The 25,146-nt window shown below is 63.2% G+C and carries 18 protein-coding genes; 11 read left to right on the forward strand and 7 right to left on the reverse strand.

Annotation, left to right across the window (positions count from 1 at the left end):
* Positions 1 to 18: 18 nt before the first annotated feature.
* Both V8J55_RS20865 and V8J55_RS20870 read right to left on the reverse strand, forming a co-directional pair.
* Positions 19 to 312, reverse strand: coding sequence for a hypothetical protein (locus tag V8J55_RS20865; protein WP_336447482.1), 294 nt, complete (start codon positions 310 to 312; stop codon positions 19 to 21).
* 90 nt (positions 313 to 402) lie between these two features.
* Positions 403 to 1,101 (reverse strand): helix-turn-helix domain-containing protein, encoded by a 699-nt coding sequence (locus V8J55_RS20870; RefSeq protein ID WP_336447483.1) that lies wholly within the window; start codon positions 1,099 to 1,101, stop codon positions 403 to 405.
* A 145-nt stretch (positions 1,102 to 1,246) separates the two neighbouring features.
* Here V8J55_RS20870 and V8J55_RS20875 point away from each other — a divergent pair, with 145 nt between their 5' ends.
* From V8J55_RS20875 to V8J55_RS20915, 9 genes are all read left to right on the forward strand, one after another.
* Positions 1,247 to 3,445 (forward strand): TonB-dependent receptor, encoded by a 2,199-nt coding sequence (locus tag V8J55_RS20875; protein WP_336447484.1) that lies wholly within the window; start codon positions 1,247 to 1,249, stop codon positions 3,443 to 3,445.
* 85 nt (positions 3,446 to 3,530) lie between these two features.
* Positions 3,531 to 5,258 (forward strand): peptidase M61, encoded by a 1,728-nt coding sequence (locus tag V8J55_RS20880; RefSeq protein WP_336447485.1) that lies wholly within the window; start codon positions 3,531 to 3,533, stop codon positions 5,256 to 5,258.
* The gene (locus tag V8J55_RS20885) at positions 5,255 to 6,625 is read left to right on the forward strand and encodes an MFS transporter (protein ID WP_336447486.1); all 1,371 of its coding nucleotides are present in this window, start codon (positions 5,255 to 5,257) and stop codon (positions 6,623 to 6,625) included. Before V8J55_RS20880 ends, V8J55_RS20885 begins: the two co-directional genes overlap by 4 nt.
* A 3-nt stretch (positions 6,626 to 6,628) precedes the next feature.
* Positions 6,629 to 7,588, forward strand: a complete 960-nt coding sequence (locus V8J55_RS20890) for an ornithine cyclodeaminase family protein (RefSeq protein ID WP_336447487.1) — start codon at positions 6,629 to 6,631, stop codon at positions 7,586 to 7,588.
* Positions 7,585 to 8,448: a PhzF family phenazine biosynthesis protein gene (locus tag V8J55_RS20895; protein ID WP_336447488.1), complete on the forward strand. Its 864-nt coding sequence runs from the start codon at positions 7,585 to 7,587 to the stop codon at positions 8,446 to 8,448. Before V8J55_RS20890 ends, V8J55_RS20895 begins: the two co-directional genes overlap by 4 nt.
* Positions 8,445 to 9,809, forward strand: a complete 1,365-nt coding sequence (locus V8J55_RS20900; RefSeq protein ID WP_336447489.1) for a metal-dependent hydrolase family protein — start codon at positions 8,445 to 8,447, stop codon at positions 9,807 to 9,809. Before V8J55_RS20895 ends, V8J55_RS20900 begins: the two co-directional genes overlap by 4 nt.
* 130 nt (positions 9,810 to 9,939) lie before the next feature.
* The gene (locus V8J55_RS20905; protein WP_336447490.1) at positions 9,940 to 11,262 is read left to right on the forward strand and encodes a CapA family protein; all 1,323 of its coding nucleotides are present in this window, start codon (positions 9,940 to 9,942) and stop codon (positions 11,260 to 11,262) included.
* A 279-nt stretch (positions 11,263 to 11,541) separates the two neighbouring features.
* Positions 11,542 to 11,871 (forward strand): hypothetical protein, encoded by a 330-nt coding sequence (locus tag V8J55_RS20910; protein WP_336447491.1) that lies wholly within the window; start codon positions 11,542 to 11,544, stop codon positions 11,869 to 11,871.
* Complete coding sequence (locus V8J55_RS20915) at positions 11,871 to 12,257, forward strand: carboxymuconolactone decarboxylase family protein (RefSeq protein ID WP_336447492.1); 387 nt, start codon at positions 11,871 to 11,873, stop codon at positions 12,255 to 12,257. The genes V8J55_RS20910 and V8J55_RS20915 overlap by 1 nt, the downstream gene beginning before the upstream one ends.
* A 127-nt stretch (positions 12,258 to 12,384) precedes the next feature.
* Here V8J55_RS20915 and V8J55_RS20920 read toward each other — a convergent pair whose 3' ends face one another.
* From V8J55_RS20920 to V8J55_RS20940, 5 genes are all read right to left on the reverse strand, one after another.
* Positions 12,385 to 12,837 carry a hypothetical protein gene (locus tag V8J55_RS20920; RefSeq protein WP_336447493.1) on the reverse strand — a complete coding sequence of 151 codons (453 nt, stop codon included), beginning with the start codon at positions 12,835 to 12,837 and terminating at the stop codon, positions 12,385 to 12,387.
* Between the two features lie 161 nt (positions 12,838 to 12,998).
* Positions 12,999 to 16,748, reverse strand: a complete 3,750-nt coding sequence (locus V8J55_RS20925) for a cobaltochelatase subunit CobN (RefSeq protein ID WP_336447494.1) — start codon at positions 16,746 to 16,748, stop codon at positions 12,999 to 13,001.
* Positions 16,748 to 17,119 carry a DUF2149 domain-containing protein gene (locus V8J55_RS20930; protein WP_336447495.1) on the reverse strand — a complete coding sequence of 124 codons (372 nt, stop codon included), beginning with the start codon at positions 17,117 to 17,119 and terminating at the stop codon, positions 16,748 to 16,750. The genes V8J55_RS20925 and V8J55_RS20930 overlap by 1 nt, the downstream gene beginning before the upstream one ends.
* Complete coding sequence (locus V8J55_RS20935) at positions 17,116 to 17,649, reverse strand: MotA/TolQ/ExbB proton channel family protein (protein WP_336447496.1); 534 nt, start codon at positions 17,647 to 17,649, stop codon at positions 17,116 to 17,118. The genes V8J55_RS20930 and V8J55_RS20935 overlap by 4 nt, the downstream gene beginning before the upstream one ends.
* 3 nt (positions 17,650 to 17,652) lie before the next feature.
* Positions 17,653 to 19,662 (reverse strand): TonB-dependent receptor plug domain-containing protein, encoded by a 2,010-nt coding sequence (locus tag V8J55_RS20940; protein WP_336447497.1) that lies wholly within the window; start codon positions 19,660 to 19,662, stop codon positions 17,653 to 17,655.
* 478 nt (positions 19,663 to 20,140) lie between these two features.
* Between V8J55_RS20940 and V8J55_RS20945 the strand changes: the two genes are divergently transcribed.
* On the forward strand, positions 20,141 to 23,233 hold the full coding sequence (locus tag V8J55_RS20945) for a TonB-dependent receptor domain-containing protein (protein ID WP_336447498.1): 3,093 nt from the start codon (positions 20,141 to 20,143) through the stop codon (positions 23,231 to 23,233).
* A gap of 38 nt (positions 23,234 to 23,271) precedes the next feature.
* Complete coding sequence (locus tag V8J55_RS20950) at positions 23,272 to 24,909, forward strand: AMP-binding protein (RefSeq protein WP_336447499.1); 1,638 nt, start codon at positions 23,272 to 23,274, stop codon at positions 24,907 to 24,909.
* Positions 24,910 to 25,146 lie beyond the last annotated feature (237 nt).

A 25,146-nucleotide genomic window follows, 5' to 3' on the forward strand; every position in this document is an offset into this window, starting at 1 on the left:
CCTGGCAAAGAGAGGCAATCAGCACCCAGCAGCAGCTTCCCGCAAGGCGGCCTTCAGGACACGGATACCGCTCAGCGCGGCGATGTCTCGCCAAAAGACGCGCAGGATTGTTGCTCCCCTCGCTGCTGGGATTTGCGAAGAATCGCGTTCAACGACCTCGCCACCCAACCGAAGATAGAATCGTAGAGCCGCCTCATTGGCTTCGAATACCCACAGATGAACACCGTGGGTTGTAGCGTCCGCCTCAATGCGGCGAGCAACCGCCTCTATGATGCGCGTCGGGGACAGGAAGTTTGAAAAGGATTTTCGCATTTCCTCTTTTTTCGAAACAAGTTCGGCAAAGGGTGGGCCACGATTGCGACAGGGCCCGCCGGGATCGTCAACGCGTGGGGCCGGTGCGGTTCAGCTGAAAGGTTCCGCGCTATCATGGGCTACGCGGAGCGCGTCGCGATGCGAGCATATCCACAGGATCCTCGTTTCCTCGGTTTCCGAGCCGACGAGAACATGTCCGCCGCGGCTGTCGAAATAGACGCTGTCGCCGGGTTCGAGGACCAGCGGCTCATAATGCTCGCTGTGGAGCGTGACTTCGCCGCTGCAGACATAGACGAATTCTTCGCCCTCGTGCGCGGGCATATCGAGCGGATCGAACTGGCCGCCGGGTTTGATGATCGTGAAGAGCGGAAGAAATTCCTTGTTCGATACATCGGCGGCGAGCGCTTCGTAGATATATCGCGGAGACTCGAGGATCATCCCCTGACCTCGCCGCGTCACGCCGCGCCGGCCGCTGGACAGGCCGCGCGGCGACGGGTTGAACAATTCGGCGACGTCGACCTCCAGCCCCAGCGACAATCGGAGGATCGTCTCATAGCCTGGCGATAGCTGGCCGCTTTCGATCTTCGATATCGTCGACATCGAAACGTCGCTGCGCTCCGCGAGCTTGCTGGTCGTCAAACCGGCACGCGTCCGCAATGTCTTGAGGATCGAAGCGATAGCGGAGCCTTGGCTACGCGTGTTTTTTTCGGGATTTGCAGCCCGTTTCGCTTTCACATTCCGCTCCGCCAACGCATTATTTCCTTTAAGAAATCTATCGTCAGCTATCATCCATGAAAGTTGCCCGTCTGAAAACCCCTCAATTTCGGGCTGTGTCGTGCCCCAATGATGGCCGAGGGGGGCCAAAAGATTTCCTATATTGACCTCATTGAGTACTATGATACGTAAAAACGTATAAAGGGAAAGGGAGCAACATATGACTCGTATGATCAAGGGCCGTCTTCACCTGAGCCTGGGCGCAGCCGTCGTCGCATTGACCGCCGTGCCGGCATCGGCCCAGACGGCGAGAAACGATGCGCTGCCCGAGGATATCGTCGTGACCGCGAGCAAGCGCTCGGAGCCGCTGCAGCAGGTCCCGAGCGCCGTCTCGGCAGTCTCCGGTGAAGCTCTGGAGCAGGCGGGGGCTGGCCGGCTTAACGAGATTTTGAGCAGCACGCCCGGCGCCACGCTCAAGCCGACCGGTTACCCGGGCCGCAATTCGCTTGTGTTGCGCGGTATCAGCTCCGGGTCGAGCCAGGCTGGGTCGAGCGTTGGCATCTATATCGACGACACGCCCGTGGGTTCCTCGACCGTTTTCTCGGTCGGCGCGCTCCTCACGCCCGATATCGACCCCTATGACCTTGAGCGCGTCGAAATCCTGCGCGGTCCGCAGGGCACGCTCTATGGCGCCAACACGCTTGGTGGCCTCCTCAAGTTCGTCACCCGGGCGCCGAACCTCGAAGAGGCGGAGGCTGGCGGTCGCGCCCAGGCTTCGGTGACCAAGGGAGACGAATCCTATCTGCTTGGCGGCCGCATCAACCTACCGGTCGTCGAGGGCAAGCTCGCTATCCGGGCATCGGGCAGCTACCGCCGCGATGCGGGCTGGATCGACAATGTCGGCCGCGGCAAGAAGGACGTCAACGATATCCGGACCACGAGCGGGCGCGTGGCGGCCTTGTTCCAGCCGACCGATGCACTCTCGTTCAAGCTGAATTACCTGTACCAGAATATCAGCGCCGACGGCGCGGGTTACACCACGATCGACCGGAATGCGAAGCCGGTTTTCGGCGATCTCACCCAACAGGCGCTGGTCGACGAGCCCACCAGGTCGCGGTTCCATATCGTCTCCGGGACGGTGTCGTACGACATCGGATCGCTGAACCTGTCCTCGATTACCAGCTACGCCTATTCGCGTAATCTTTATCGCCGTGACTCCTCGCCGGATTTCCAGCCGCTCCTGGGCACCACCGATCCGCTGACGTTCGATGCCAGGTCGACGACGAAGAAGTTCACAGAGGAGGTGAGGCTCGCCTCCGACGCCGACAAGCCGCTCAGCTTCGTCATCGGGGGCTTCTATACGCACGAGGACAGCGGCTATCTCCAAAGCTTGAGCGTCACCGATGCCAATGGCGTCGTGTCGTCGACGTCGCCCTTCGCGCGGGCCCTGCGGAACAATCAGCTCTCCGACTACCGGGAATATGCCGCATTCGGCAACATCACCTACATCGTCTCTCCGCTCCTCGATATCACGCTCGGGGCGCGCTACAGCAAGAATGAGCAGGATGTGCAGTTCCGCCGTTCGGGCGTTTTCGGCAACCCGTCCAACCCGAACGGAACGAGCGTCGTCGATAATCATTCGTCCGACAAGGTGACGACCTATCTCGCCAATGCACGGCTTCACTTCGCGCCGAGCAAGATGCTCTATGTGCGTGTCGCCAGCGGATATCGTCCAGGCGGCCCGCGTAATTTCCCGCCGGTGGCGATCCCCCCGGGTCTGGCCTCGCAGTTCCTTCCCGATCGCGTCTGGAATTATGAAGCGGGTCTGAAGACGCAGTGGGCGAATGGTGCGGTTACCGTCAATCTCGCTGCGTTCCGGATCGACTGGGACGATATCCAGCTGACCCAGCTCGTATCGGGCTTCAATCTCCTTTCCAACGGCGGACGGGCGCGCAGCGAGGGTGTCGAACTCGAGGCGGTGCTGCGCCCGACCGCGGGCTTTGTCGTCCGTTACAATGCCGGCTACACAAAGGCACGGCTGATCGACGCGGCCCCGGCGCTCAGCGCCCAGGCCGGCGATCCTATTCCCTATGTCCCGAAATGGGCGATGGGCATCGACGCGAGTTATAATTTCGCCGTTTCCGGCAATTGGGACGCGAATGTCGGCGTGAACTTGCAGATGCAGGACAAGCGCGTCAGCGGCTTTGCTCTCGATACGCAGCGGCTCACGCTGCCAGCCTATGAAACCATCGACCTTCGAGCCGGCCTCACCTCCGCGAACGGGTTGGAGATCAATTTCTTCGTCCGCAACCTGGGAGATACCAGGGGCATCCTCAATTCCGAGGAAGCAGGCGATTTCTTCCGTGCCGCCATCACCCAGCCGCGTACATTCGGCGTGGGCATCAACAAGACGTTCTAATAATCCCGGTTCGGGCGGAGGTGAGTAGATGCAGGCGCTTTTGCAACGCGGAATGGTTCGTGCCCGATATATCCTGGGCGGCTCGATGGCCGTCTCCGCGGCGGTCTGCGCTTCGGCGGCGAGCCCGGTGGGAGGCACGGCAGGGGAGGCGGAACGCCTGCCTTCCCTGTCGGTGGGCCTGAAGCCGATTGTTGCTGCCGACGGTGAGGCCGACGAAGTCGAAGCCACGATCAGCATCGCGGCACGTTCGATCGAGGCCGGTTCGCCTGTCGTCCAGCTTCCGCTGGTTTCGGGAAATGTTCTGACCGCCGCCACGACGCTGGCGGGGCTCGATGCGCGCGATGACCTTGGATCTCTCTCTCTTGCCGCAGAAGACAGGGGCGACGACGCGTCCGGATTTCGCGTCTGGTCCGCGCGCCGCGCGGTGCGCGGAACGCTCGTCCTCAAGTATCGCGTCCCGGCGGCCGGCCTGACGGGAGTGAGGGGAGCGGGAACGCCGGTCGAAATGCGCGCGGACGATAACGCCGTTTCGGGAAGCGCATCGACATTCCTGTTGCTTCCTCCGGGGGCCGACGCCTTTCGCTTCTCCCTCAAGTGGGACCTTTCGGCGTTCCCGGCCGGCAGCAAGGCGCTGAGCAGTTTCGGCCCCGGCGATGTCGCGCCTCGCAATGGCGTCGGTCTCGAGGCAATCCGCTCATCCTTCTTCATGGCGGGGCGGATCGGAACCTTCCCGTCGCCCGGAGGCGCCAAGGGCTTCAATGCCGCCTGGCAGGGATCGCTGCCGGTGCCCGGCGAACCGCTCATGCAGTGGACGCAATCGCTCTACGACCATTACAGCCAGCTCTACAAGCGCTCGCCCGAGGAGCCCTATTCCGTATTCGTAAGATATAATCCGCTGAACGGCGGGGGCGGCGTCGGCCAGTATCGATCGTTCGTTCTGACCTACAAGGACGAGTGGCCGGCCAATGAGGACGAGTGGCTGAAATTTGTCCTTGCCCATGAAATGTACCATACGTTTCAACCGCAGATCGAGGCCGCGCCCGGGACGATGAGCGGGTCCTGGTTCAACGAAGGAACCGCCGTCTTCTATGGCTGGACGCTTCCGCACCGCTTCGGGTTGAGCGGTTCCGACTATCTGCTGTCGCAGGTGAACATGTCGGCGATGCGCTATTACACCAGCATCAAGGCGCATCTGTCGAACGACGAGGTTGCGAAGAATTTCTGGGCCGATACGCGTATCCGCATGCTCGCCTATGATCGCGGCGCCTTCTATTTCGCGCTGGTTGACCAGGCTATTCGCAAGCGGTCGGCGGGCAAGCGTTCGCTCGACGATCTCATGCTCGTGCTGAAAGAGCGCGAGAAGGCGAAGGGCACGCTCACCGCCGCCGACTGGGAAAGCGTGGTTTCCGCAGAACTCGGCGCCGCCGCGGTGACCGATTTCCGGGATATGCTGGCCGGGAAACTGCAACTGCCCGGCGGCGATGTCTTCGGCCCCTGTTTCAGGCGGACCTCGAAGATGCTCCGGCGCTACGAACTGGGCTTCGATCCCGAAGTGCTGGTCGAGAAGGACCGGATCGTTCGGGGGCTGGTAGCCGGATCGGAAGCCGAGAAGGCTGGATTGCGCAACGGCGACCGGCTCGTGAGGCCCGTCCCGCAGGACTTCGCGGCGAGCAGTCAGACCTTCAAGCTGACCTACCCCGTACGCCGCGGCTCGGAGGAGCTCACCATTTCCTATCTGCCCCGCGGCGAGGCGGTCGCCACACCGCAATGGGAGCGTGATCCGGATGCGCCCGCCGCGACGTGCCGCCAGTGAAGGCTATCGCCGCCAAAGTGCTTCCATTCGGCGTGAAACTCGGATGGGCCATCGGCGAGTTCGCGATCGCCTGCCATATGGCGATCGTCAGCATATTCCTGCTCTTCTATCTCACCGACGTGCAGCATATTCCCGCGGCGCTGGCTGGCACATTGCTGCTTGTCCCGCGCATCTGGAACATCATTACCGATCCGCTGATGGGCGCGATTTCCGACCGCGTCAAAACGCGTTGGGGCCGGCGGCGCCCGTTCCTTCTTGCGGGCTCGGTGTTGTGGGGCGCGTCCTTCGCCGCGCTGTTCTGGATTCCGGGCGACTGGAGCGTGGCCGCCAAATCGGCATGGTTCGGCGTCGCCTATTTCCTCGTCAACAGCAGTCTCAGCCTTTACCATGTTCCCTATTCGGCGATGGCAGCCGAAATGACCATGGACAGCCGCGAGCGCTTGTCGCTTGTAGGCTACAAGGAAATCGCCGCGCGGCTGTCCGTTTTGCTGGCAGTCATGGTGAGCCCGCTTCTGGTTTCCGCGGCGCCTGACGCCGTCACAGGGCACCGGTGGGTGGGTATCCTGGCGGGAACGCTCATTTCGCTTTCGGGCCTGGTGGCATTTTTCTCGACGGCCAAAGCGCCCTCCACGAATATCGAACGGCACACGGTAGACTGGCGAACCCAGCTACGCACCCTGCTGAGCAACAAGCCTCTGGCTTATCTGTCCGGGGCGTTTCTGTTCAGCTCCGCCATCGACGCTTTCTACAGCGCGATGCTTATCTATCTGCTGACGATCGTGCTGCAGCAGGATGGCGCCGTCATGGGAGTCCTTTATCCCATAGGATCGCTGACCGCGATCGTCATGACTCCGGTCTGGAGCAAGATCGCACAGCGCATCGGCAAGCGCGCCGCCTACAGCGTTGCATTCGCGTGCGCGAGCGTGGCGTTCGCCTTGTCGTTCCTCCTGTCGCCGGGGCATTTCTGGCCGCTGATTCCCTTCATGATGCTCGTGGGCGCGTCGATGGCGGGGCTGTTCCTGCTCCCGGGCGCAATGGTGCCCGATACCGTCGACCATGATGCGGAGATCAGCGGGCTACGCCGTGAAGGCACGATTTACGGTGCCTGGATCTGCGTCCAGCAAACCGGGATGGCGCTGGGGGCGTTTCTCGTGGGCGTGTATCTCGATCTCATCGGTCACCAATCCGCGCCGCGGCCGTCCGCCGCGACGACCGAGCCCACCCTCATCAAGTTCGGTTTTGCTTTCGGGCCCTTGTTGCTGGCCATCGCCGCGATCCTTCTGCTCCGGAAATACACCCTTGCAAGCCGGTCTGGTGACGAGGAATCCAAAGTTTCTTGTGTCTTATCAGTGCTTTACAAGGAGTAGATGATGATTGTCCTGAAGCGGGAAGATGTGCGTGCGCGCCTTCCTTGGCCCGATCTGATCGAAGCGATCCGGCAACGGTTGGCCGAACAGGAGATCATTGGTCCGCAGCGCCTCGCATTCGATATGGAGGGTGGAAGCCAAGGGGGCGGGGGCACGCTGCTTGTCATGCCCGGTTGGCACGGGAGCCAGGTCCTTGGTGTCAAGATCGTCACATTCTGGCCCGACAATGGCGACCATGGCCTCGCGTCGCATGGCGCGAATTATCTGCTTATGGATGCCCGGTCGGCCGAAATCCTCGCCAGCCTCGATGGCGAAGAACTGACCCAGCGGAGGACCGGAGCGGTATCGGCACTGGCCGCCCGCTTCCTGTTGCGCCCCGATGCATCCACGTTGCTCGTTCTGGGGACCGGTCCGGTTGCCGAGCAGCTGGCCGAGGCGCATCAGGCGAGCGGACGCTTCTCGCTGATCGAGGTCTATGGCCGCACGGCGGCGCGTGCCGCCGCGATGGTCGAACGGTTGAATGCCAAAGGCGTCGAATGCCGACTCAGCGAGAATCTCGAACGATCGGTGAGGGCGGCCGACATGATCGTGACCGCGACCTCTTCGTCGAGCCCGCTCTTCGACGGCAGCTGGATCCGCCCCGGTGTCCATCTCGATCTTGTGGGCGGATTCCGGCCCAATATGCGCGAAATCGACGATGCCGCGATCAAGCGTGCCACTGCTGTCTGGATCGACACGCCGGCTGCGATCGTCGAGGCCGGCGATCTGACGCAGCCCATTGCAACAGGGCTGTTGGCGCCGGAGGACATCGCCGGGGATCTCCGGAGCCTCGTGACGGCTCCTCCGACGCGCGGCCCGGGCGACATCACCATCTTCAAAGCCGTCGGTTTTGCGCTTCCGGACCTGGCGGCGGCGCAACTTGCCCTCGACGCCGAACTGCCGTCGGTCCGGCGCGTGGGGTGAGCATCGTGACGGGCGCGGCACATATCTACAGGGTCAATGCGTTCACCGCCTCGGTAGCAGGCGGAAATCCGGCAGCCGTATGCCTGCTCGACGAATGGCCGTCCGACGATCGCCTCCGCTCGATTGCAATGACCTCGGGCCCTTCGGTGACAGCTTTTGTCCTGCCCGCTGTCGATGGCATTTTTCCGCTGCGATGGTTCAGCCGCGGCGGACGCGAGGTGCGCAGCGTATGCGGCCACGCGACCTTCGCCGCGGCGCATGTCCTGACCAGCGAAGAAGCGGCGCTGGCGACATTTTCTTTCGAGGCGGTCTCGGGCCGCTTCGCGTTCAGGCGCGGCGGGGCGTTGCTCGAAATGCATGCTCCGGCCTGGGCGGTCGCCGCACATGCCGTCCCGGCCGAGCTCCAAGCCGCATTGAAGACGGGGCCGCGAAAATGCTTCAAGGGCGATCGGGACTGGCTCCTGCTCTATGACGGCGTTGACGAACTCGCGGCCCTCGCGCCCGATTTCGACCGCATGCGGGCCTTGGGCGATGTCGGGATCATCGCCACGGCGCCGGCCGGCGCGGACAAGATCGCTTTCCGCTTCTTTTGCCCGGGTTTCAGCATCGGGGAGAATGAAGACCCCGGCACCGGCTCCGCGTTGAGCAGCCTCATTCCCTTTTGGGCCGCGCGGCTCGGACGGCGGACACTGTCGTTCGATCAATTGTCCGGGAGGGGGGCGTCGTTCGTTGGCCGCGAGCGCGGCCTTGCGGTCGTGATCGGCGCCCGGTGCGTGACCACGACGATCACTGCGTGCCGCGGAGCGTCCGCCGACATGGTAGCGCGCCCGGCATTCCGGCGAGAAGGAACAGACTCATGACTGAAGGAAGACTCGATCGAAGAGCTTTCGTACGTGGCGGTTTGACGGCGCTTGCCGCGTGCGGCCTGCGCGGCGGCAGCAGCATGGCCCATGTCCCCGATCGACCGGGAGCGACCATCGCCTTTCGCAACTTCCGGCTGTTCGACGGTGTGAACACGAGTCTCCACGACGGCAAGCAGCTGTTCGTGCGCCAGGCGTCGATTCTGGCGATCGAGGCGGCGGCGGTCGCCCCGCCAGCCGACGCGACGATCATCGATTGCGGCGGCCGGGTGCTGATGCCGGGCCTCATCGACGCCCATTATCATAGCATGTTCGCCACGCTGCCGCATGAGCGCGCGGGGGCGATAACGCTCGATGCGCTCGTCCTCAACGCCGCTGAGGACATGGAGGCGGCCATCATGCGCGGCTATACCACGGTGCGCGACGTGGCGGGATTGAGCTTCGCTCTCAAGGACGCGATCGATCGCGGCGCGATCGCCGGCCCCCGGATTTTTCCGTCCGGACTCGCGGTTTCGCAAACGTCCGGCCATGGTGACTTTCGCGAGCCCAACGAGCTCAGCGCCTACTCCGGCGATGCCCGGGAGAGGGCCAATTATCTGTCTGTGATTGCGGATGGCGTGGATGCCGTGCGCCGCAAAGTTCGTGAACAGCTGTTCCTGGGTGCCTCGCAGATCAAGGTGATGGCGGGTGGCGGTATCATTTCGCTGCGCGATCCCCTGGATTCGTTGCAATACAGCTCCGAAGAACTGCGGGCCGCAGTCGAATGCGCTGCGGACTGGGGGACTTATGTCACCGTGCATGCCTACTCACCGCGCGCCATGGAACGCGCAATAAACGCCGGCGTAAAATGCATCGAACATGGCCATCTGGCGGAAGAGGCGACCGCCAAGCTCATGCGCGACCGCGGCGTCTGGTGGTCCCTCCAGCCGTTTGTGCCGCTCAAGACCACCGAACTTCAGGATCCGCGGCAGACCAGGAAGCTTCAGTCGGTCCTTGAAGGCACCGACCGGGCGTATCGCCTGGCTCAGCGTTTCGGCATCCGCGTGGCATATGGCACCGACTACACGATGAATCCCGAGGGGGCGGCCAAGCAAAGCACGCGGCTTGCAGCCTTGTCGCGCTGGTATGATGCTGCCGGCGGGCTGCGGATGGCAACGAGCGAAAATGGTGCGCTTTTGGCGATGTCGGGGCCGCGCAACCCTTATCCCGAGGGACCGGTGGGCCGGATCGAACGAGGCGCCTATGCTGACATCCTTGTGGTCGACGCCAAGGAAATTCCGTCGCTGGCAAGCTTCCTGACCCCCGAAACCAGCCTGCGGCTCATCATGAAGGACGGTCGGATCTTCAAAAACTCCCTGTAGGGCTGCCGCGCGGCGGGAGGCGCTGCCGGGGGCTACGACATGGTGCAGGGCATGTCGGCCGTCGGTGCGGCGAGGTTAATGGCCGGTCCGGACCACCAAGTTCGAATATTGTGAAGAAGGATATATTGCGATGACCAGTCCTGATACCCGGATGCGATCCAAGATGGCGAGAATGCGGCAACCGCGGCTTTGCCGGATGCTCGCTGCCGGCGCGCTGGTTGCCGGTCTGGCATTTCCGAGCGTGTTGATTCCTCGCACCAGCGCGCAGACCATCGCCACCTTCAAACCAAATCCCGCCGACCAGATACCCGCGAAGCGTAAGGCCGGCACGATCGCCGATGGCTTTACGCTTGCGGCTGTCGGCGATCTTGTCGGACCTGAAATTCCGGTCATGGGCCTCGAAGATCCTGAATTTGCCAAATTGGTCGACATCTTGCGAAACGCCAGCGTGGCGGTCGCCAATGCGGAGACTCCGGTTTTCGACCTCCGTACGCCCGGAATCTATCCGGAAGGCGGAACGAGCCAACCTTCGAAGCCGCCCGTGATCGCCAAGGAATATGCGCAAATGGGGTTCGATGTCCTGAGCATGGCTTTCAACCATGCAGGCGACTGGAGCCCGCCCGCTCTGGAACAAATGCAGCATTTGCTCAACGAGGCGGGCATCGAGACGATGGGTTATGGCATCACCCGGGCGTTTGCGCAGGCTCCGGCCTATGTGAATACGCGCTTCGGCAGGGTCTCGTTCGTTGGCGTGACCACGACCTTGAATCACGCCGGAGGCATGGCCTCCGACGGGGTCGGGTTCACGCGATCGCGGGCGGGCGTGAATGCGCTTCGCCTGAATAAGGACAAGAGCTACAACGAATATGATCACTACAACCAGCTTCGCGCCCTGCGCTTCGCCAAGGATGTTTCCGATCTGGCCGTGCTCTATGTCCATTCTCATGAAGAACCGCGGCTTTTCACGAAATTCTATCGCGATGCCATCGATGCCGGCGCAGATATCGTCATTGCAAGCCACACCGAACCCGAGCGCCGCGGCATCGAAATTTACAAGGGTTTCCCGATCTTCTACGGGATCAATCCCTTCTTCTATTCGATGTACGAACTATCGACGCCCAACCTCGAGCGCTACGAACAACTTGATGTCGACCCGCGCGCTTCGATCCCGCGAGACATTATCGATCACCAGTTCGCGCGATACCGGGCCCACGAAATGTTCGGAAGCGTCATCGCAGTGATCCATACACGCGGTGGACGCCCGAGCGAAATCCGTCTCATACCGATCGAATTGCGAGAGGCCGCCAAGGACTATCGCAACGGTCATCCGCGGCCAGCAAACGCCGAGCAGGGACGAGAAATCCTTGACGGAATAGCCAAGGCGTCGGCCGTCTACGGCACCAAAATCCGCATCGAGGACAATGTCGGTATCATCAGCATTCCGGCAACTTGAATTTTCATCGTTGCCGAGTGAGGGCGCGCGATACAGCGGACGGCGCATTTATCGGCGCCAACCAATTAAGGCGTTCTGAAGCCGCATTTATGAAACAAAAGTATCACCTCGACGCGTTGGACCGAAAAATCGTCATGCTTCTCCAGTGAAGTGCTTGGGGATGGTGGTCCGACACACGACAAGATCCAGCGGGATTGAATCATCCGTGCTCATACAGTCCGGCGATCCTTGCTGAACCCGCTAGAAAGCGCCGCCGTCGCCCGAAGGATCTGCTCCGCTATGGAACAGGCCGGGTTCGACCTCTTCCACCAGATTGACGATCGCCAGATGTTTTCCGAGATCATATCTTGTCGGATCAAGAGTGAACCCGCGATCGACCAGATGTTCCTGGACTTCGGCGGGCATATCGACGTGAATCCGGACCTTTCCATCTTTCGGGAACAGGCGGGGCAGGGTAATCAACTCGGCGAAGTCGCCAGATATGCCAAGCCCGAGCTTCAGAAAAAGCAAATAGGTCAGCGCGCCGTCATTCAGAGCGAGACGGACGATCCGGATGCTCTCTGTCAGCAATCGCGGCCCGTCGTTCCACGGCCTGGAGGAGGATCTTGATGCGAACTGATGACCGGCTAACGCGTGGCCTCAAGGTGCGCCGCGAAGTCATGGGCGCGGCGCGGGTCGCATCCTCCATGCCCGGGCCGGCCGACTTCGCATATGATCTCCAGCGCCTCGCGACGGAGATGGCGTGGGCCGAAGTGTGGACCCGCGAAGGCTTGGATCGTCGGTCCCGGTCGATCGCGACGGTTTCGATGCTCCTTGCCCTGAACCGGAGTGCCGAGCTCAAGTCCCATTTCGTCGGGGCCGCGAACAACGGCTTGTCGAACGACGAGTTACGGGAACTGGTGATCCACTCGGCAATCTATTGCGGGTTTCCTGCCGCGCTCGAGGGAATGCGAATACCTTGCGAGGTTATGGACAAGAACGCCGCGCCGGATTGAAGCGGCTCGGCGATGGCGAATCCTCGCTTCCGACGTTTTCTGCCTGAAACCTGCCTGTTCGAAATCGGCCACATCTGGTCACTGCCTTGCCAGCCTAACGACATGAGATGGGAGAGCGTGGGCGGCCTTAAAGCGCGCGTGGTTCCAACTTCATTTCCGGAATGGCACGCCGCTCTGTGCCCAGCATGCCCGAGCTTTCCCAGACGATGACGACCGTCTGCTGATACATTTGGCGCTCGACGTCGACAAAGGCGCCAAGAACCCGGATGATCGCGCTGTCGCGCCCGTTGCAGATGATTTCAACCCGGTCCAGCGACCTGAGAGGCTGGAGAGCGGCATCGACGATTTTGCGCTGGTGGTCGGATAGCGCGCGGGAAAAACCGGCGATCCCGACCACCGTGACGCTCTGACGTTCGCGGACAAACTCCGCTCCGACAATCCCTCCGTCACGACAGGTCACGACCACGCGGTCGGAGTTGGTCAGCGGGTTTCGCCTGTCCGGGGTTTCATGTGCCGCCGTGGGCGGCGGAGGCACGGGTTCAGCAAGTATCAAGGCGGCAGCCGAAATGAGAAACACCAAATTACCTCCGGATTATCCAATGCCGGGTCTAAGATGCGAGAATCTTGTCCGCAACCTGTGGCAGGTGCGCAATGTCGGCTATTCCGGACCTCGGCCGAAATGCCGACAGGCGCCTCGCGGCCATGATCGACTGGCAGCCAGTTCAGCGATTCGACGAAAGCCTACCACCTTGGCGTCGACGCCGCGCCGCTGACGACGAGAACCAGAAATAGAGCGATGATGGCCGCGATCGAGAAGGGCGGGGCCTGGCGGGACGACGTCAATTTGAGGGTGGCGGTGGCAACGAGCTCGTACCCGGATATCGGTGCTTGAGCCGATCGGCGCCCGGCCTTGGCTACGGCTTGCTTTCCCGGACGACCCGGTGCGGAATTGTGCCCGATTCTTCCTGCCTTACGGGCTGCCCCAAACATCGTTTGCGGGCGGGACAAGGCCCGCGCGCCAACCGCCGCCAGCCGCGCCAACTCGGCGCGAGTTTGGGCATCCGCGTTCCAGTCGCCGCGATCGATGGCGTCGCGCATCGTGGCGATCAACTTGCTGCGCGCGGCGGGATTATGATCGGCGAAAAAGCGGTCCATCCCCAGATCGTAGCGATCGCGCAAATAGACGTCGCGGACCGCTTCCCAATCGCGGTCTGTCACCAGCTCGGGGCGCATCTGCTCCCAGAGCGACAGCGAGTCGGTGAGGTCGGTCATGTAGCGCGCGCCATTATAGCCGCTCGCCTGCATCGCCCTGATCCACGCCGGATTGAGGTAGCGGCTGTCGCGCTCGCGGCCATAAAAGCGATCGAGCGTTTCGAGCCGGGGCTGGCCTGGCGTCTGTTCGTTGGCGATATAGGCATCGATCGTGCGTCCGCTCGCCTCGCGCACCGCCATCGACAGACCGCCGAGATAGGCGGCGGGCATCGGCGTATCAAGCAGGCCATAGGCGCTCGAAGTGCGGCTGAAGACCGCGGCATCGACACCGCCGAGGTTGGCGTTGAAGGCGGCGCCGTCGGGCTCGCCTTCACCCTCGTCGCCATAAGCATGGCCGATGCGGGCCCGATAAAGCCGGTTCAATTCCGGCTTGCTCCAACCTTCGCGATTGGCAAATTGCGTCGACGGCGAATAGGCGCCGGGTGCGGTAGAAAAGATGCGGCGTAGCGCGCGCTTTTCGGCCTGCTGCCGCTCGATGCCCTGCGCTTCGAGCGCGGCGATGCGGGCGCGGGTTTCGGCGCGGACGGGATTGTCGGGCTCGTCGGCGGCAGCGGCCAGTTTGACCGCCTTCGCGATCAACGAAAGCTTCTCGCCGAAATGATCGCGATAGGTGCCCGACGTCGTCACCAGCACATCGACCCGCGCGCGGCCAAGCGCCGCACGGTCGGTCAGTGCGACATCGACGACCTTGCCGCGCGCGTCGCGAAGCGGGCGGACGCCGAGCAGATGGAATATCTGCGCTTCGTTCGTCCCGCCATTTTGCGCGGTTTCATTCGACCACAGCACGAACGCGACCTTGCGTGGTGGTCGGCCGTGCCTGGTGCGATAGTCGGCGAGCAGGTCGTCGGCCAGCTTCACGCCAGTTTGCCATGCCTCTTCGGTCGGCACCGCGCGAACGTCGAGCGTATAGGGATTGCGCCCGGCGGGCAGCGCGTCCGGGTTGCGGATCGCATCGCGCATTGGTCCGGGCGGTACATAGGCGCCCGCCAGCGCCGCGATGACCGTATCCATTTCGCGCGGTGCGCTCGCGATCCGCTCGGCATAGTCGCGGGCCTGCGTGGTGGTGGCCGGATCGAGCGCGCCAGCTTGCCCGGCGATGGCGCGGCGGACATCGTCCAGATCGGGCGGTGTCGCGCCGACCCCCAGCATCGCCTGGACCATCCGCGCCTGCACATCGGCGGCGGGCGCCTGGCCAAGGATATGGCCGCCGAGCGGAATAGGCACCGCTTCGGCCTCGGCGAGATATCGATCCAGCGCCGGTCGGAGCCGGTCGATTGGCGCCGTCGCCGGATCGAGGCCCAATGCCCCGTCGAGGCCAGCCTCGATCGCGGCGGCGCGCAGCGCAGCCGGATCGACCGGCTCCGCCTCCAGCAAAGAGCGGATGGCCCCGAGATGCGGAGGAAGGCCAGCGCGCGCGAACTGTGGCATGAAGCCGATCGTCACCGCCTGCGTCCGCCGCTTGTTGCCGACGCCGCCATTGGCTTGCAGCGGGAGCGGCTGGATGTGCGGCAGCGCGCCGATCAACAGCCCGACCGCATCGGCGGCCGCGGGGCCTTCCTGCTTTCCTGGCATGAGCGACAATTGGGTGAAGAGCGGTACGTAAGCGTCGGTTCGCCCCTGATGCTGCATCCAGAGGTAGAAGGCGAGATATTGATGATGCGGAGGCAGCGCGCCAATTTCCGCTAGCGCCTTGCCGCCCGTTTGCGGGCCCCAGAGCGGATGGGCGGCAAGCGTGATCTTGCCGAAATGAAGGGCGGGAATGACCAATTGCCCGTCGATGGCCATGATATCGCCCGGTGGTGGGCCCCATATCCGTTCGACATCCTGCCGCAGCGCTTCGGGCAGGGCCGCATACCAGCTGCGATAGCGCGCGAGCGGGATGGTGATCGCGCCCTGCGCGATGCGTTCGCGCAGCCCCGCGGCGTCGGTTGCCGCGACATTGGTCGCTTCGTCGGCCAGTCGCTGCGCGAGTTCGGCGGGATCGGGGATTGGCCCTGTTCCGGTATCATATCCCTCCGCCTTCAGGCGGTGGAGCAATGCGACCATGCTGCCTTGCGCATCCATATAGGAATCGGGGTCGCTGCCGACGTCGGCCTTGCCCGGTTCTTCATTATGATAGCTGATGACGATGTGCTTCGTCGCGTTGGGCAGCCGGCGGAGCCGGGTCCATGCCATCGCGCGGGCGACGCGCCAGCTGATTTGCTGCACGATGGGCTCGTAGCGGGCCGTGCCGTCAGGCGCGCGCTCGCGCGCCGCGACGACCATCGGTTCGACGATGCCGTCGAGTTCGCTCATCGCGAGCTCACCAGTCGAGGCTGGAGCGAACCCGCCGAGGCTTTTCGCCCAGGCTTCGGCATCGCGGCGATAGTCGGTCGCGCACATGAGCGGCGCCACGCCGAGCCGCTCGGCTTCGGCGACACCGGCGTCGGCCGAGGCATAGTCGATCCGGTTCGCGCAGAGGATCAGCGCGTCGAGCCGGGTATCGCCAAGGAGCGACGATGCGAGATCGCGGCCACCCTCGCGCCAGACGGGCACCGGCAGTCCGCCCTGCCGCTCGATTTCACGAATCAGCGCGGTGATCATCTGCGCATTGTCGGCGAGCACAAGGCTGCGATAGAAGAGCAGCCCGATCCTGGGGCGGTTCGCACCGTTCGGAAGTCGTGCAGTTTCCCAGTCTAGATAGGTTTGCGGCGAGGCGAAGGGCGCGGGTGCCTCGGGGTGCCAGAGCGCCAGCGGCGGATATTCGACCGGCGGGGGAATAGCGATACGGCGCCCGAGCAGCCGCGCGGCGGCATAAGCGAACAGCCCCGCATAATTTTCCTCGGTCGCGTTGGTCCAGTAGCGCGCGATATCGGGATGAAGAGCCGGGTCGATATTGCCCGCGATCGGCGTGCCGGGTCCGACGGCGAGCATTTTTGTGCGGCGCTTGGTGGCCTCGATCTGCGCAGTGAAATTGAGCAGCCGCGGCCCGGCCGCATCAAGCAGCACAAGGTCGTAGCGCCCGAGATCGACGCCCTCGATGCTGGGCAGCAGCCCGCCGCCGAGCCCGAAGAAATCGACCGACACCTGGTCTTCGGTACGCTTCGCGCCGGCCTTGGCGATCGTCGGCATTTCGGCGATGTGGATCGAGACAAAGGCGATGCGCGGCTTCGCCTCTTCGGCCCGTGCCGGCAGGATCGTCGCAAGAACGAGTAGAAGCAGGGCGATGGCGCGCAGCATTATCGCGTCTTCCCGGCTGCCGCTTCCGCTTCGGGAACATAGACAACCTTGCCGCCGGGCAGGCGATAGGCGACGCCGAGCCGGTCGCCATTGCCGCTGAGCTTGCGATCGCTCACCTTCTCGACGCGGATTTGCTTGCCGTCCTTGCGCACGATCTCCATCCGCCCCTGTGCGTCGGTGCGCGTCATCGTCCAGCTACTGTCGGGATCGAGCAGCGACGGGGCGCCCATCATCGAATAGAGCGCGACGACCATCGCGACGATGAAGGCGAGGCTGATGTCGAACAGGTTGGCGACGCCCGACAGCGGGTCTTCCTGCCAGCCTTCGTCGTCGCGGCGCCGCGCGAACCGGACGGGGCGGCGGCGGCTCATGCTTCCTCGCGCCGCAGCGCCCGCTCGGCATGGAAGCGCACGGCGTCGAGATCGGCACGCGTCCAGCCTTCGCGGACCATCGCGACCAGATAGGCGACGACGCCGACCGCAAGCCCGACCACGGTGCTCGAAAAGGCGATGACCATGTTCGATGCGAGGACCTGGAGGTCGCCGCGCGCCAGCCCCGATAGCGCCGTTGCCATCGGGATCAATGTGCCCATCAGCCCCAGCGACGGCCCGACGCGGATCGCGAAGCGCACCGAATTGAGCGAGCGCGCCGCGTCGCTTTCGGCGCGTGCGACGATTTCTTCCGCGGCGAGTTCGTCGTCATGGGAGTTGCCGGTCAAAGCCGCGTCGATCGCCGCGCGGTAGCGATCGCGCGCGGGACGTCGGCCGCGTGCGCGTCCGATGAAGCTGCGCAGGAAAAGCCCCACGGCGATCATCGTCCAGATGACGACCCCGATCAGGCCGATGACAACCGGCATGAACAACAGGTCAGCGATCGCGCCGAGCGCGTCCTTTGCCCACATGGCTCAAAGGCTCCTGACATAGCGGAGATAGGCAGTGCGTCCGGGCATCCAGTAATCGGCCTTTTCATAATAGGTAATGTCGAAGGCGTTGGCGATTTCGAGGCGGAAGCCGTCTTTCGTCGTGGGTTGCCAGCGCAGGCTGAGATCGACGGTGGTGAAGCGGTCAAGCGTGAAAACGCCGCCCGTGCCGCCAGTGAAAATCCGCCCCTGACTGTTGTCGGTGTCGACCCGGTTGCCGTTGAAGCGCATCGTGACGGTGCCGAACAACGTTCGCCCGTTGGACAGGGTCAGCGATCCGGTGGCTTTCCAGTCGGCGACGTTGCGGATCGGGCTGATCGTGCCGCCGGTGACGTCCTCGGCCTTGAGGATGTGCGTAACGCTGCCGTTCAGCGTGATCCGGTCCGCGGTCCAGCCGAGCATTTCGCCGGCGTCGAGTGTGAATTGCCCCTCGACACCCTCGATGCGCGACCGGTTGGCATTGATGTAGCTCGTTTCGCGCAGCCTCGGCGTGTCGGAGAGGATTTGGGTCGTGATCCGGTTCCGGGTGCGCGACCGGAAATAGGTGACATCGGCGCTCAGCGCGCCGCGTCCGAAGCCGAGCCCTGCGTCCCAGCTGGTGTTGCGCTCGGGCTGGAGGTCCGGGTTGCCGTAGGTGACGCGGCGCTGGATGCCGGCGAACTCCTCATTTTCCCCGGCCAGTTCGCTGCCCTGCGGCGGCACGAATGCCCGCCCGATCGTGCCGTGCAGGCGAAACCCGCCGCCCAGCTTCAGCACCGCGCCGCCGCGCGGGTTGAACACGCCGAAATTGGCTGCGCCCGGGGTGAAATTGCTCTTGTAGGGCGTCGCATGGGTCTGGACCTTGATCCAGTCATAGCGCCCGCCCGCCGTCAGGATCAGCCGCTGATCCCAAAGCCCGAGTCCCGCCTCCGCGAACAGCGCGCGCGTCTCGCGGCTTTCGTTGGGCGAAAAGGGGGCCTTGCGCGTCCTGTCGGCGAGGAAGGATCGGCGCACCGCCTCGACGCGCTGCCAGTCGGCGCCATAGGTGAGGCGCAGCGCCGGGCGGATTTGCCAGCTGTCCTGGAGCTGGGCACCGCGATATTCGGTGCGCGTGTTGCTCGACACAAAGCGCGCGGCAGAGAGGGGTGCGGTATAATAGTCGTAATTCTCGCGCGAGGCATATCCGACGATCCGGATTGCGTGGTCGGGGGGGGTCAGCTCCAGCCGGATGTCGCCGCTGACACGGTCGGTCTGGTTACCCGACGGGGTCTTTGGGTTATAGGATTGCGGGCCGGGGGCGTCATTGTCGAGGCTTGCGAAATCCACGCTCGCGTCCAGGCGTGCGGTCGGGGACAGGCTGCTGCCGATCCGGAAACGTCCCGATCCACGCCGCGAGACGCTGTTGATCTGCGTCTGGCCGTTGCCGATGCGGAAGTCGCCCTCCTGATTGACATATCCGAGGTCGAGATCGAAATCGACGCCCCCGACGAGATCGCCGCCCAATGTCGCGCCCGCCCGCACCGTCGAGAAGGATCCGCCGCCGAGGGTGAACCGGCCGCCGAGCGGACCCGACGATCGCCTGGTTATGATGTTCACCACGCCCCCGACCGCCGAAGCGCCGTAGAGCGCGGAGGCGGGGCCTTTGAGAATTTCGACGCGCGCAATGCTCTCGGGCGCGATCGTCGTGAAGCTGGTCGAACCCGACGGGCGGCCGTCGACGAGCACCAGCACCTGCGGGTTGATCGTGAACTCGAAACTGGGGCGCAGACCGCGCAAGCCGATCCCGCCGAGCCCGTTCGGATATTGAATGACGTCGATGCTCGCCGTCTTCTTGAGCTGGTCGAGGAAGGTCGTGCCGACGGTGTTGGCGAGCTGTGCGTCGTTCACCACTTCGATCGAAGATGCGACGTCGTCGCGCCGCTCTGCCGTCCGGCTCGCGGTGACGACGATATCTAAGGCCTGAGAGGCGTTGCCGACGATCGGTGTCTGGGCATAAGCGGCGGAGGGGAAAACCATTGCGGCCGCAGCGCAAAGGCGCGCGGCATCGAAAGCTGAACTCAAAACGACCCCCAATTTGCTGATTCGCGATATGAGATAACATATCTCTATGATTTGGCAAATCGCTATTGCCATATGGAAGAATGAAGCCTCCCCGGCTCTTGCCGGGGGCCATCGCCATCTGATCGTCCGCCCCCAAGCGACGGCGCTTGTCGCGAAACGGTCTTGCCATGGCCGCCCTTCAGGACGGCGTTGACGGCCCGCGGAGCGATCTAGCCAGTCAGCATGCTGGGCGACGAAGCTGCCGCTTCCATGACATCCTCGGAGAATGATGCTCCATCTGCATCATTGAATGCCTCATTAAGATTGGCGCGAAGATGTCGCTCGGTGACACCTTGGGGGAACGAAACAAACGACGGCCGAACGATGCCCGCATCAGACCTGCGGGATAACGATCAGATGGCACGATCGAGAGATTGGGTGAGGGAGACTTGAGATGAAATCAGTGCGTTTCAGACGGCAACGCGCCGTGATCTTCAGCGCGGTCAGCGTCGCGGCCTTGATCAGCGGTCACGGCGCTGCTCATGCGCAAACCGAGGCTCCGGCCGAAGTCGTTGAAACGGTCGACGTGGAAACCGCGCCGCCCGCCGAAGCCGCGATCATCGTCACCGGCTCGCGCATTGCCCGTTCCTCCGACACCACCTCTCCTGCGCCGGTCGCCGTAATCGGTGGAGACGCTCTCGACGAAAAGGGGTTCACGCAAGTTGGGCAGGCGCTCAACGAAATCACGTCGCTTGCTCCCTCGCGCACCTTCAATCGGGCGCCGTTGGCGAATGGCCAGGCGGTGGCGGGTCAGCAATTCCCGAACATCTTCAACCTTGGCCCCGCGCGGACGCTGACCCTCTTCAATGGCCGCCGCATGGTATCGAGCACTTCGGGGCTGGGCGACGAGGCCGTCGATACGAACATCATTCCGACCGGGCTTCTGCAGCGCGTAGACGTCGTTCAAGGTGGCGGCGCTGCCGTCTATGGCTCGGGCGCGATCGCGGGCGTCGTGAACTATATTACGAAGAAGGATTTCGAGGGGGTCGAGCTACAGGCTCAATATGGGTTCACCGGCCGCGGCGATTATCGGACACCTTCGATCCGCGGAACATTTGGCCACAACTTCCTCGACGGGCGTGCCAATATCGCGGCCGAGTTCAGCTACTCGGATTCATCGCCTCTCCAGATTTATCAGCGCCCCGACAGCACATCGTCCTTCGGCGTCGCTCCCAATCCGGCACCGGGGGCCGGTTCGAACGGCATTCCGGGTTCGGTTTACATTCCCGGCATCCCGCAGCCTGGCGGTCGCAGCCCGTTCATCGATCCGAGCGGCCTTGTTGTCACCAGCACGACGGTGTCGAACATCAACGGCGTCCTCCGCTCGAACGGTCTGGGCTTCACCTTCGACAACAATGGCAATGTCATTCCGACCGATCTCGGGACACCGGTACCCGGTTTGCCGGTCTTCACCGTGGGCAGCGATCTCGACAATGCCGCGCTTCGCCTGGGAACCCTCGTTTCGGGCGTGCGCCGCGAAATCGGGACCCTCATCGGCCGCTTCGATGTGACCGACCATATCAAGATCTCCGGCGAGCTGCTCTTCGCGCGGACGAGCTCGATCAATCCGCAGGCCAATTCCTCCTTTGGGCAGTACACCGCGTCACTGACCGGGAGCTATCCCGCGCTGCGTCCAATCGCGTTCACCAATGCCAATCCCTATCTGTCGACGAGCGCCGTTGCGCAGCTCAGCGCTGCCAGCCCGGCTTTTGCCTCGGGGCAGCCGCTATACCTGTCGAAGGTGCTCAACGTCGGATCCGATTATCTTGACCAGCGCTTCACGACCGAAACGTTAAACGGCGTCGTGGCAGTCGATGGCGACTTTGAAGCGCTAAACCGGAAATTCTTCTGGGGCGTGTCCTTCTCGCACGGCGAGGTGACGTCGAAAGTCAAAGGCTATAACATTGTCGCGGCGAATCTGCGCAATGCGGCCGATGCCGTGCGCAATAGCGCCGGCCAGATCGTCTGCCGGATCAACGCGACGACGACTGTCGATCCGGCTTGCGTTCCGATCAACATCTTCGGGGACGCGGAGATCACCGATCCAGCGGCCTTGAGCTATATCTATGCACGAAGTGGCGCCTCGACTGCCGCGTCGATCGGGAATGTGAAAAACACGCAGGATGACCTGCTTGCGACGTTGAGCGGCGATCTCTTCCAGCTTCCGGGCGGCCAGTCGCGGTTCAGCCTGAGCTACGAGCATCGCAGCCAGAAGGCGGTCTTCACGCCAACAGCAGGCGATCTGGCCGGCATCTTCTTCACCCCCGCGCAGGTGGCGGGGAGCGGGAAGCTTCACACCAACGAGTTTGCCGGCGAGCTCGAAATTCCCCTGTTCGGGGGCGACTTCTCGCTGCCTCTCGTAGAAGCCATCGACCTCAACGCGTCCTTCCGTTTCGTCGACAATTCGCTCGCCGGAAAGGACTCGGTCTGGAGTGTGGGCGGGCGCTGGACGGTTGGCGAGGGCCTGACGCTTCGCGGCACGATCAGCCGCAACTTCCGGGCACCGTCCATCGGCCAGGTGTCGGCGCCGCCCTCCATCTCGCTCGGCGCGGCACGCAATCCGTGCAGTCGCACCACCATCGGCCAGGGGCCGGATCCGGCAACCCGCGCCGCCAACTGCCTCGCGCTCTTTGCGGCCAATCCCGATTTCGGACTTGCCACGCTCCCCGCGGGAACTGCCAATACGCCGGCGAACCGCTTGGCCGCATTCACTGCGACGACCATCTCGGCCGTTCAGATAACAACGCAGGGCAATCCCGCGCTCGAGAATGAGCATGCGGACACGATGACGGCAGGTTTTGTCTTCCAGCCTCGCTTCATTCCGGGTCTGTCGATCTCGGCCGATATCATCCGGGTCAAGCTCGACAATGCATTGACGCTCTTCACTGCGCAGAATTATGCGAACAGTTGCTTTGACGCCGCGCCGCAGCCGACGGAATTTTGCAGCACCTTCACCTATAATGGGGTCGGCGACATTGTGACCGGCATTTCGTCGACCGTGAACGCGGGCAAGTCGGTGTTTCACGCCGAGACGTACAATATCGACTATCGCTTCGGCCTGGACTCGATCTGGGACAAGCTTCCCGGTTCGCTCAACCTGATCGTGCAGGCGACGCACAATACGCTCCAGACCGTCACGTTCGCGGGCACGACGACGCGGACCGACGACACGATCCAATTGCCGGACTGGGTGGCACGCTTTGCCGCCCACTATCGCAACGGGCCATTCCGGCTGAACTACAGCCTGAACTATCTGCCCTCGGCGCTGCTCACCTCCACTTCGACGGTGACCAACTCCCCCGATGGTGTCTTCAAGGTAAAGTCGAATGCACGCCACGACATCTCGATGGAATATCAGGTCAACGACAATTACACCCTGCGCGCGGGCGTGAACAATTTCACCGATGAGCTGCCCTCCTATCCCACATCGACCTATGGCGACATTGTCGGCCGCAACTATTTCGTGTCGGCAAATTTGAAGTTCTGAAGGGATATCGGGACCGGATTGTTCGATCGGAGATACATATGCACAGCTCGTTCCTTTCCACACCCGACAAGCGGGTCCATGATCTCAAAAAGCTCTTCGGGGCCTCCTCCGCCAGCGCTGCGCACCTTCTTTGCGACCGGTATGACGCCGATCGTGCGGCCTACCATATTCTGGACGCAGACCTGGACGACAGGGTCCTGAGCTACGGCGACCTGCAGAGGGAGTCGCGGCGCGTCGCGGCCGGGCTGGCAGCGATGGGGATCGGGCAGGGCGATTGCGTTGCTACCCTCATGGGCAAAAGCCGAAACTATCTGATAGCGCTCGTGGCGATCTGGCGCTTGGGCGCGGTGCATGTCCCGCTGTTCACGGCCTTCGCGCCCCCTGAAATCGCGCTTCGTCTCGAGGCCAGCGGGGCCAAACTCATTGTCTGCGACGCGGCCCAGCGCGCAAAACTCGATACGTCGAGGGCGGCCGGCTGGAAGATCGTTACCACCGGCGCCCCGCTCGACGGCGATACCGACTTTCAAACGCTGTTGGCATCGACCGATCCTGTCCCACCGCCGGCGGCTGTCGGCGGGGACGGAGCGCTGATCCAGATATTCACCTCGGGTACCACCGGCCGACCCAAGGGAGTCGCCGTTCCGCTCCGCGCGCTGGCAAGCTTCCAGATTTATGCAGAATATGGCCTGGGGCTGTGCCCGGACGACCGTTTCTGGAATGCGGCCGATCCTGGATGGGCCTATGGGCTCTATTTCGGCATACTGGCTTCGCTGATCACCGGGGTGGAGAGTTTCCTCTATACGGGCGGCTTCTCGCCCGAGGCCACGGCGAGGATTCTCGAAGATTATCGGATCACCAATTTGGCCGCTGCGCCCACGGTGTATCGATCGCTCGAACATGCCGGCGTCGATTTCGGCAAACTGGCTTTGCGCTGCGCATCGAGCGCCGGTGAACCGCTCACGCCTGAGGTAAACGAATGGGCTGCCCGGGCACTGGGGGTCGAAGTGCGCGATCATTATGGCCAGACCGAAGCGGGGATGATGATCAACAATCACCATCATCCGGAACTGAAAGCGCAGTTGCGCGCGGGCTCCATGGGCGTTGCGATGCCCGGATGGACCGCAGAAATCCTGCAGGAGTCCGCCGATGCGCCGGCAGCGCCGGGTCAGCTGGGCCGCGTTGCGATCGACATCGGCGCTAGCCCGTTATTCTGGTTCGATGGCTATATCGGCGAACCCGACAAGAGCGCACAGAAATTTAGCCCCGACGGGCGATGGTATCTCACCGGTGACATTGGTCGGCGGGACGAAGATGGTTTCTTCTATTTCGCCTCGCGCGACGATGATGTGATCATCATGGCCGGCTACCGGATCGGACCCGTCGAAATCGAGGCGGTGCTCACGAGGCACCCGGCGGTTCTCGAATGCGCCGCTGTTGCGGTCGAAGATGCCGTGCGAGGCGAGGTTCTGGAAGCAGCGGTCGTCCTCGCGGCAGGATTTGAGCCGTCCGAAGAGCTTTCGGCGGAGTTGCAGACGAAGGTCAAACGCGAGTTTGCCGCGCATGCCTATCCGCGGCAGATTCACTATGTCGCGTCGATCCCCAAGACGGCGTCGGGCAAGCTCCAGCGCTTCCTGGTCCGCAAGACGCTTGCCGAGCGCGCGAAATTGCCGGTCTGAACATTCGATCGGAGGGGCGGGCTGGTCCGACTGGTGTTTTTCCGAAATCAGCGTTGAAATGGATATGAGATGAGCCGTTCGAAGTGCATAATCTGGCCCGCCCTTATGGCGGTCGCGGCGGTTGCCACCCCCGCCGAAGTTGCGGCGAGCGAAGCGCCGGTTCCTCCCGTCGTCCCGGGTTGCGCGCAATTGTCCGGTCTCCAGATCGCGGCCTCGCAGATTGGCATTTCAAGCGGT

Source organism: Sphingopyxis sp. CCNWLW2, from assembly GCF_037095755.1.
In the GTDB taxonomy this organism is placed as follows: Bacteria; Pseudomonadota; Alphaproteobacteria; order Sphingomonadales; family Sphingomonadaceae; genus Sphingopyxis.

Excerpts from the sequence above, each read along its gene's own strand:
- V8J55_RS20910 (WP_336447491.1), top strand. The coding sequence starts at position 11,542 with ATGGAACAGGCCGGGTTCGACCTCTTCCACCAGATTGACGATCGCCAG.
- V8J55_RS20905 (WP_336447490.1), top strand. The coding sequence starts at position 9,940 with ATGACCAGTCCTGATACCCGGATGCGATCCAAGATGGCGAGAATGCGG.
- V8J55_RS20900 (WP_336447489.1), top strand. The coding sequence starts at position 8,445 with ATGACTGAAGGAAGACTCGATCGAAGAGCTTTCGTACGTGGCGGTTTG.
- V8J55_RS20930 (WP_336447495.1), bottom strand. The coding sequence starts at position 17,119 with ATGAGCCGCCGCCGCCCCGTCCGGTTCGCGCGGCGCCGCGACGACGAA.
- V8J55_RS20940 (WP_336447497.1), bottom strand. The coding sequence starts at position 19,662 with ATGGTTTTCCCCTCCGCCGCTTATGCCCAGACACCGATCGTCGGCAAC.
- V8J55_RS20870 (WP_336447483.1), bottom strand. The coding sequence starts at position 1,101 with ATGATAGCTGACGATAGATTTCTTAAAGGAAATAATGCGTTGGCGGAG.
- V8J55_RS20945 (WP_336447498.1), top strand. The coding sequence starts at position 20,141 with ATGAAATCAGTGCGTTTCAGACGGCAACGCGCCGTGATCTTCAGCGCG.
- V8J55_RS20950 (WP_336447499.1), top strand. The coding sequence starts at position 23,272 with ATGCACAGCTCGTTCCTTTCCACACCCGACAAGCGGGTCCATGATCTC.
- V8J55_RS20875 (WP_336447484.1), top strand. The coding sequence starts at position 1,247 with ATGACTCGTATGATCAAGGGCCGTCTTCACCTGAGCCTGGGCGCAGCC.
- V8J55_RS20935 (WP_336447496.1), bottom strand. The coding sequence starts at position 17,649 with ATGTGGGCAAAGGACGCGCTCGGCGCGATCGCTGACCTGTTGTTCATG.
- V8J55_RS20890 (WP_336447487.1), top strand. The coding sequence starts at position 6,629 with ATGATTGTCCTGAAGCGGGAAGATGTGCGTGCGCGCCTTCCTTGGCCC.
- V8J55_RS20915 (WP_336447492.1), top strand. The coding sequence starts at position 11,871 with ATGCGAACTGATGACCGGCTAACGCGTGGCCTCAAGGTGCGCCGCGAA.
- V8J55_RS20880 (WP_336447485.1), top strand. The coding sequence starts at position 3,531 with ATGGCCGTCTCCGCGGCGGTCTGCGCTTCGGCGGCGAGCCCGGTGGGA.
- V8J55_RS20925 (WP_336447494.1), bottom strand. The coding sequence starts at position 16,748 with ATGCTGCGCGCCATCGCCCTGCTTCTACTCGTTCTTGCGACGATCCTG.
- V8J55_RS20865 (WP_336447482.1), bottom strand. The coding sequence starts at position 312 with ATGCGAAAATCCTTTTCAAACTTCCTGTCCCCGACGCGCATCATAGAG.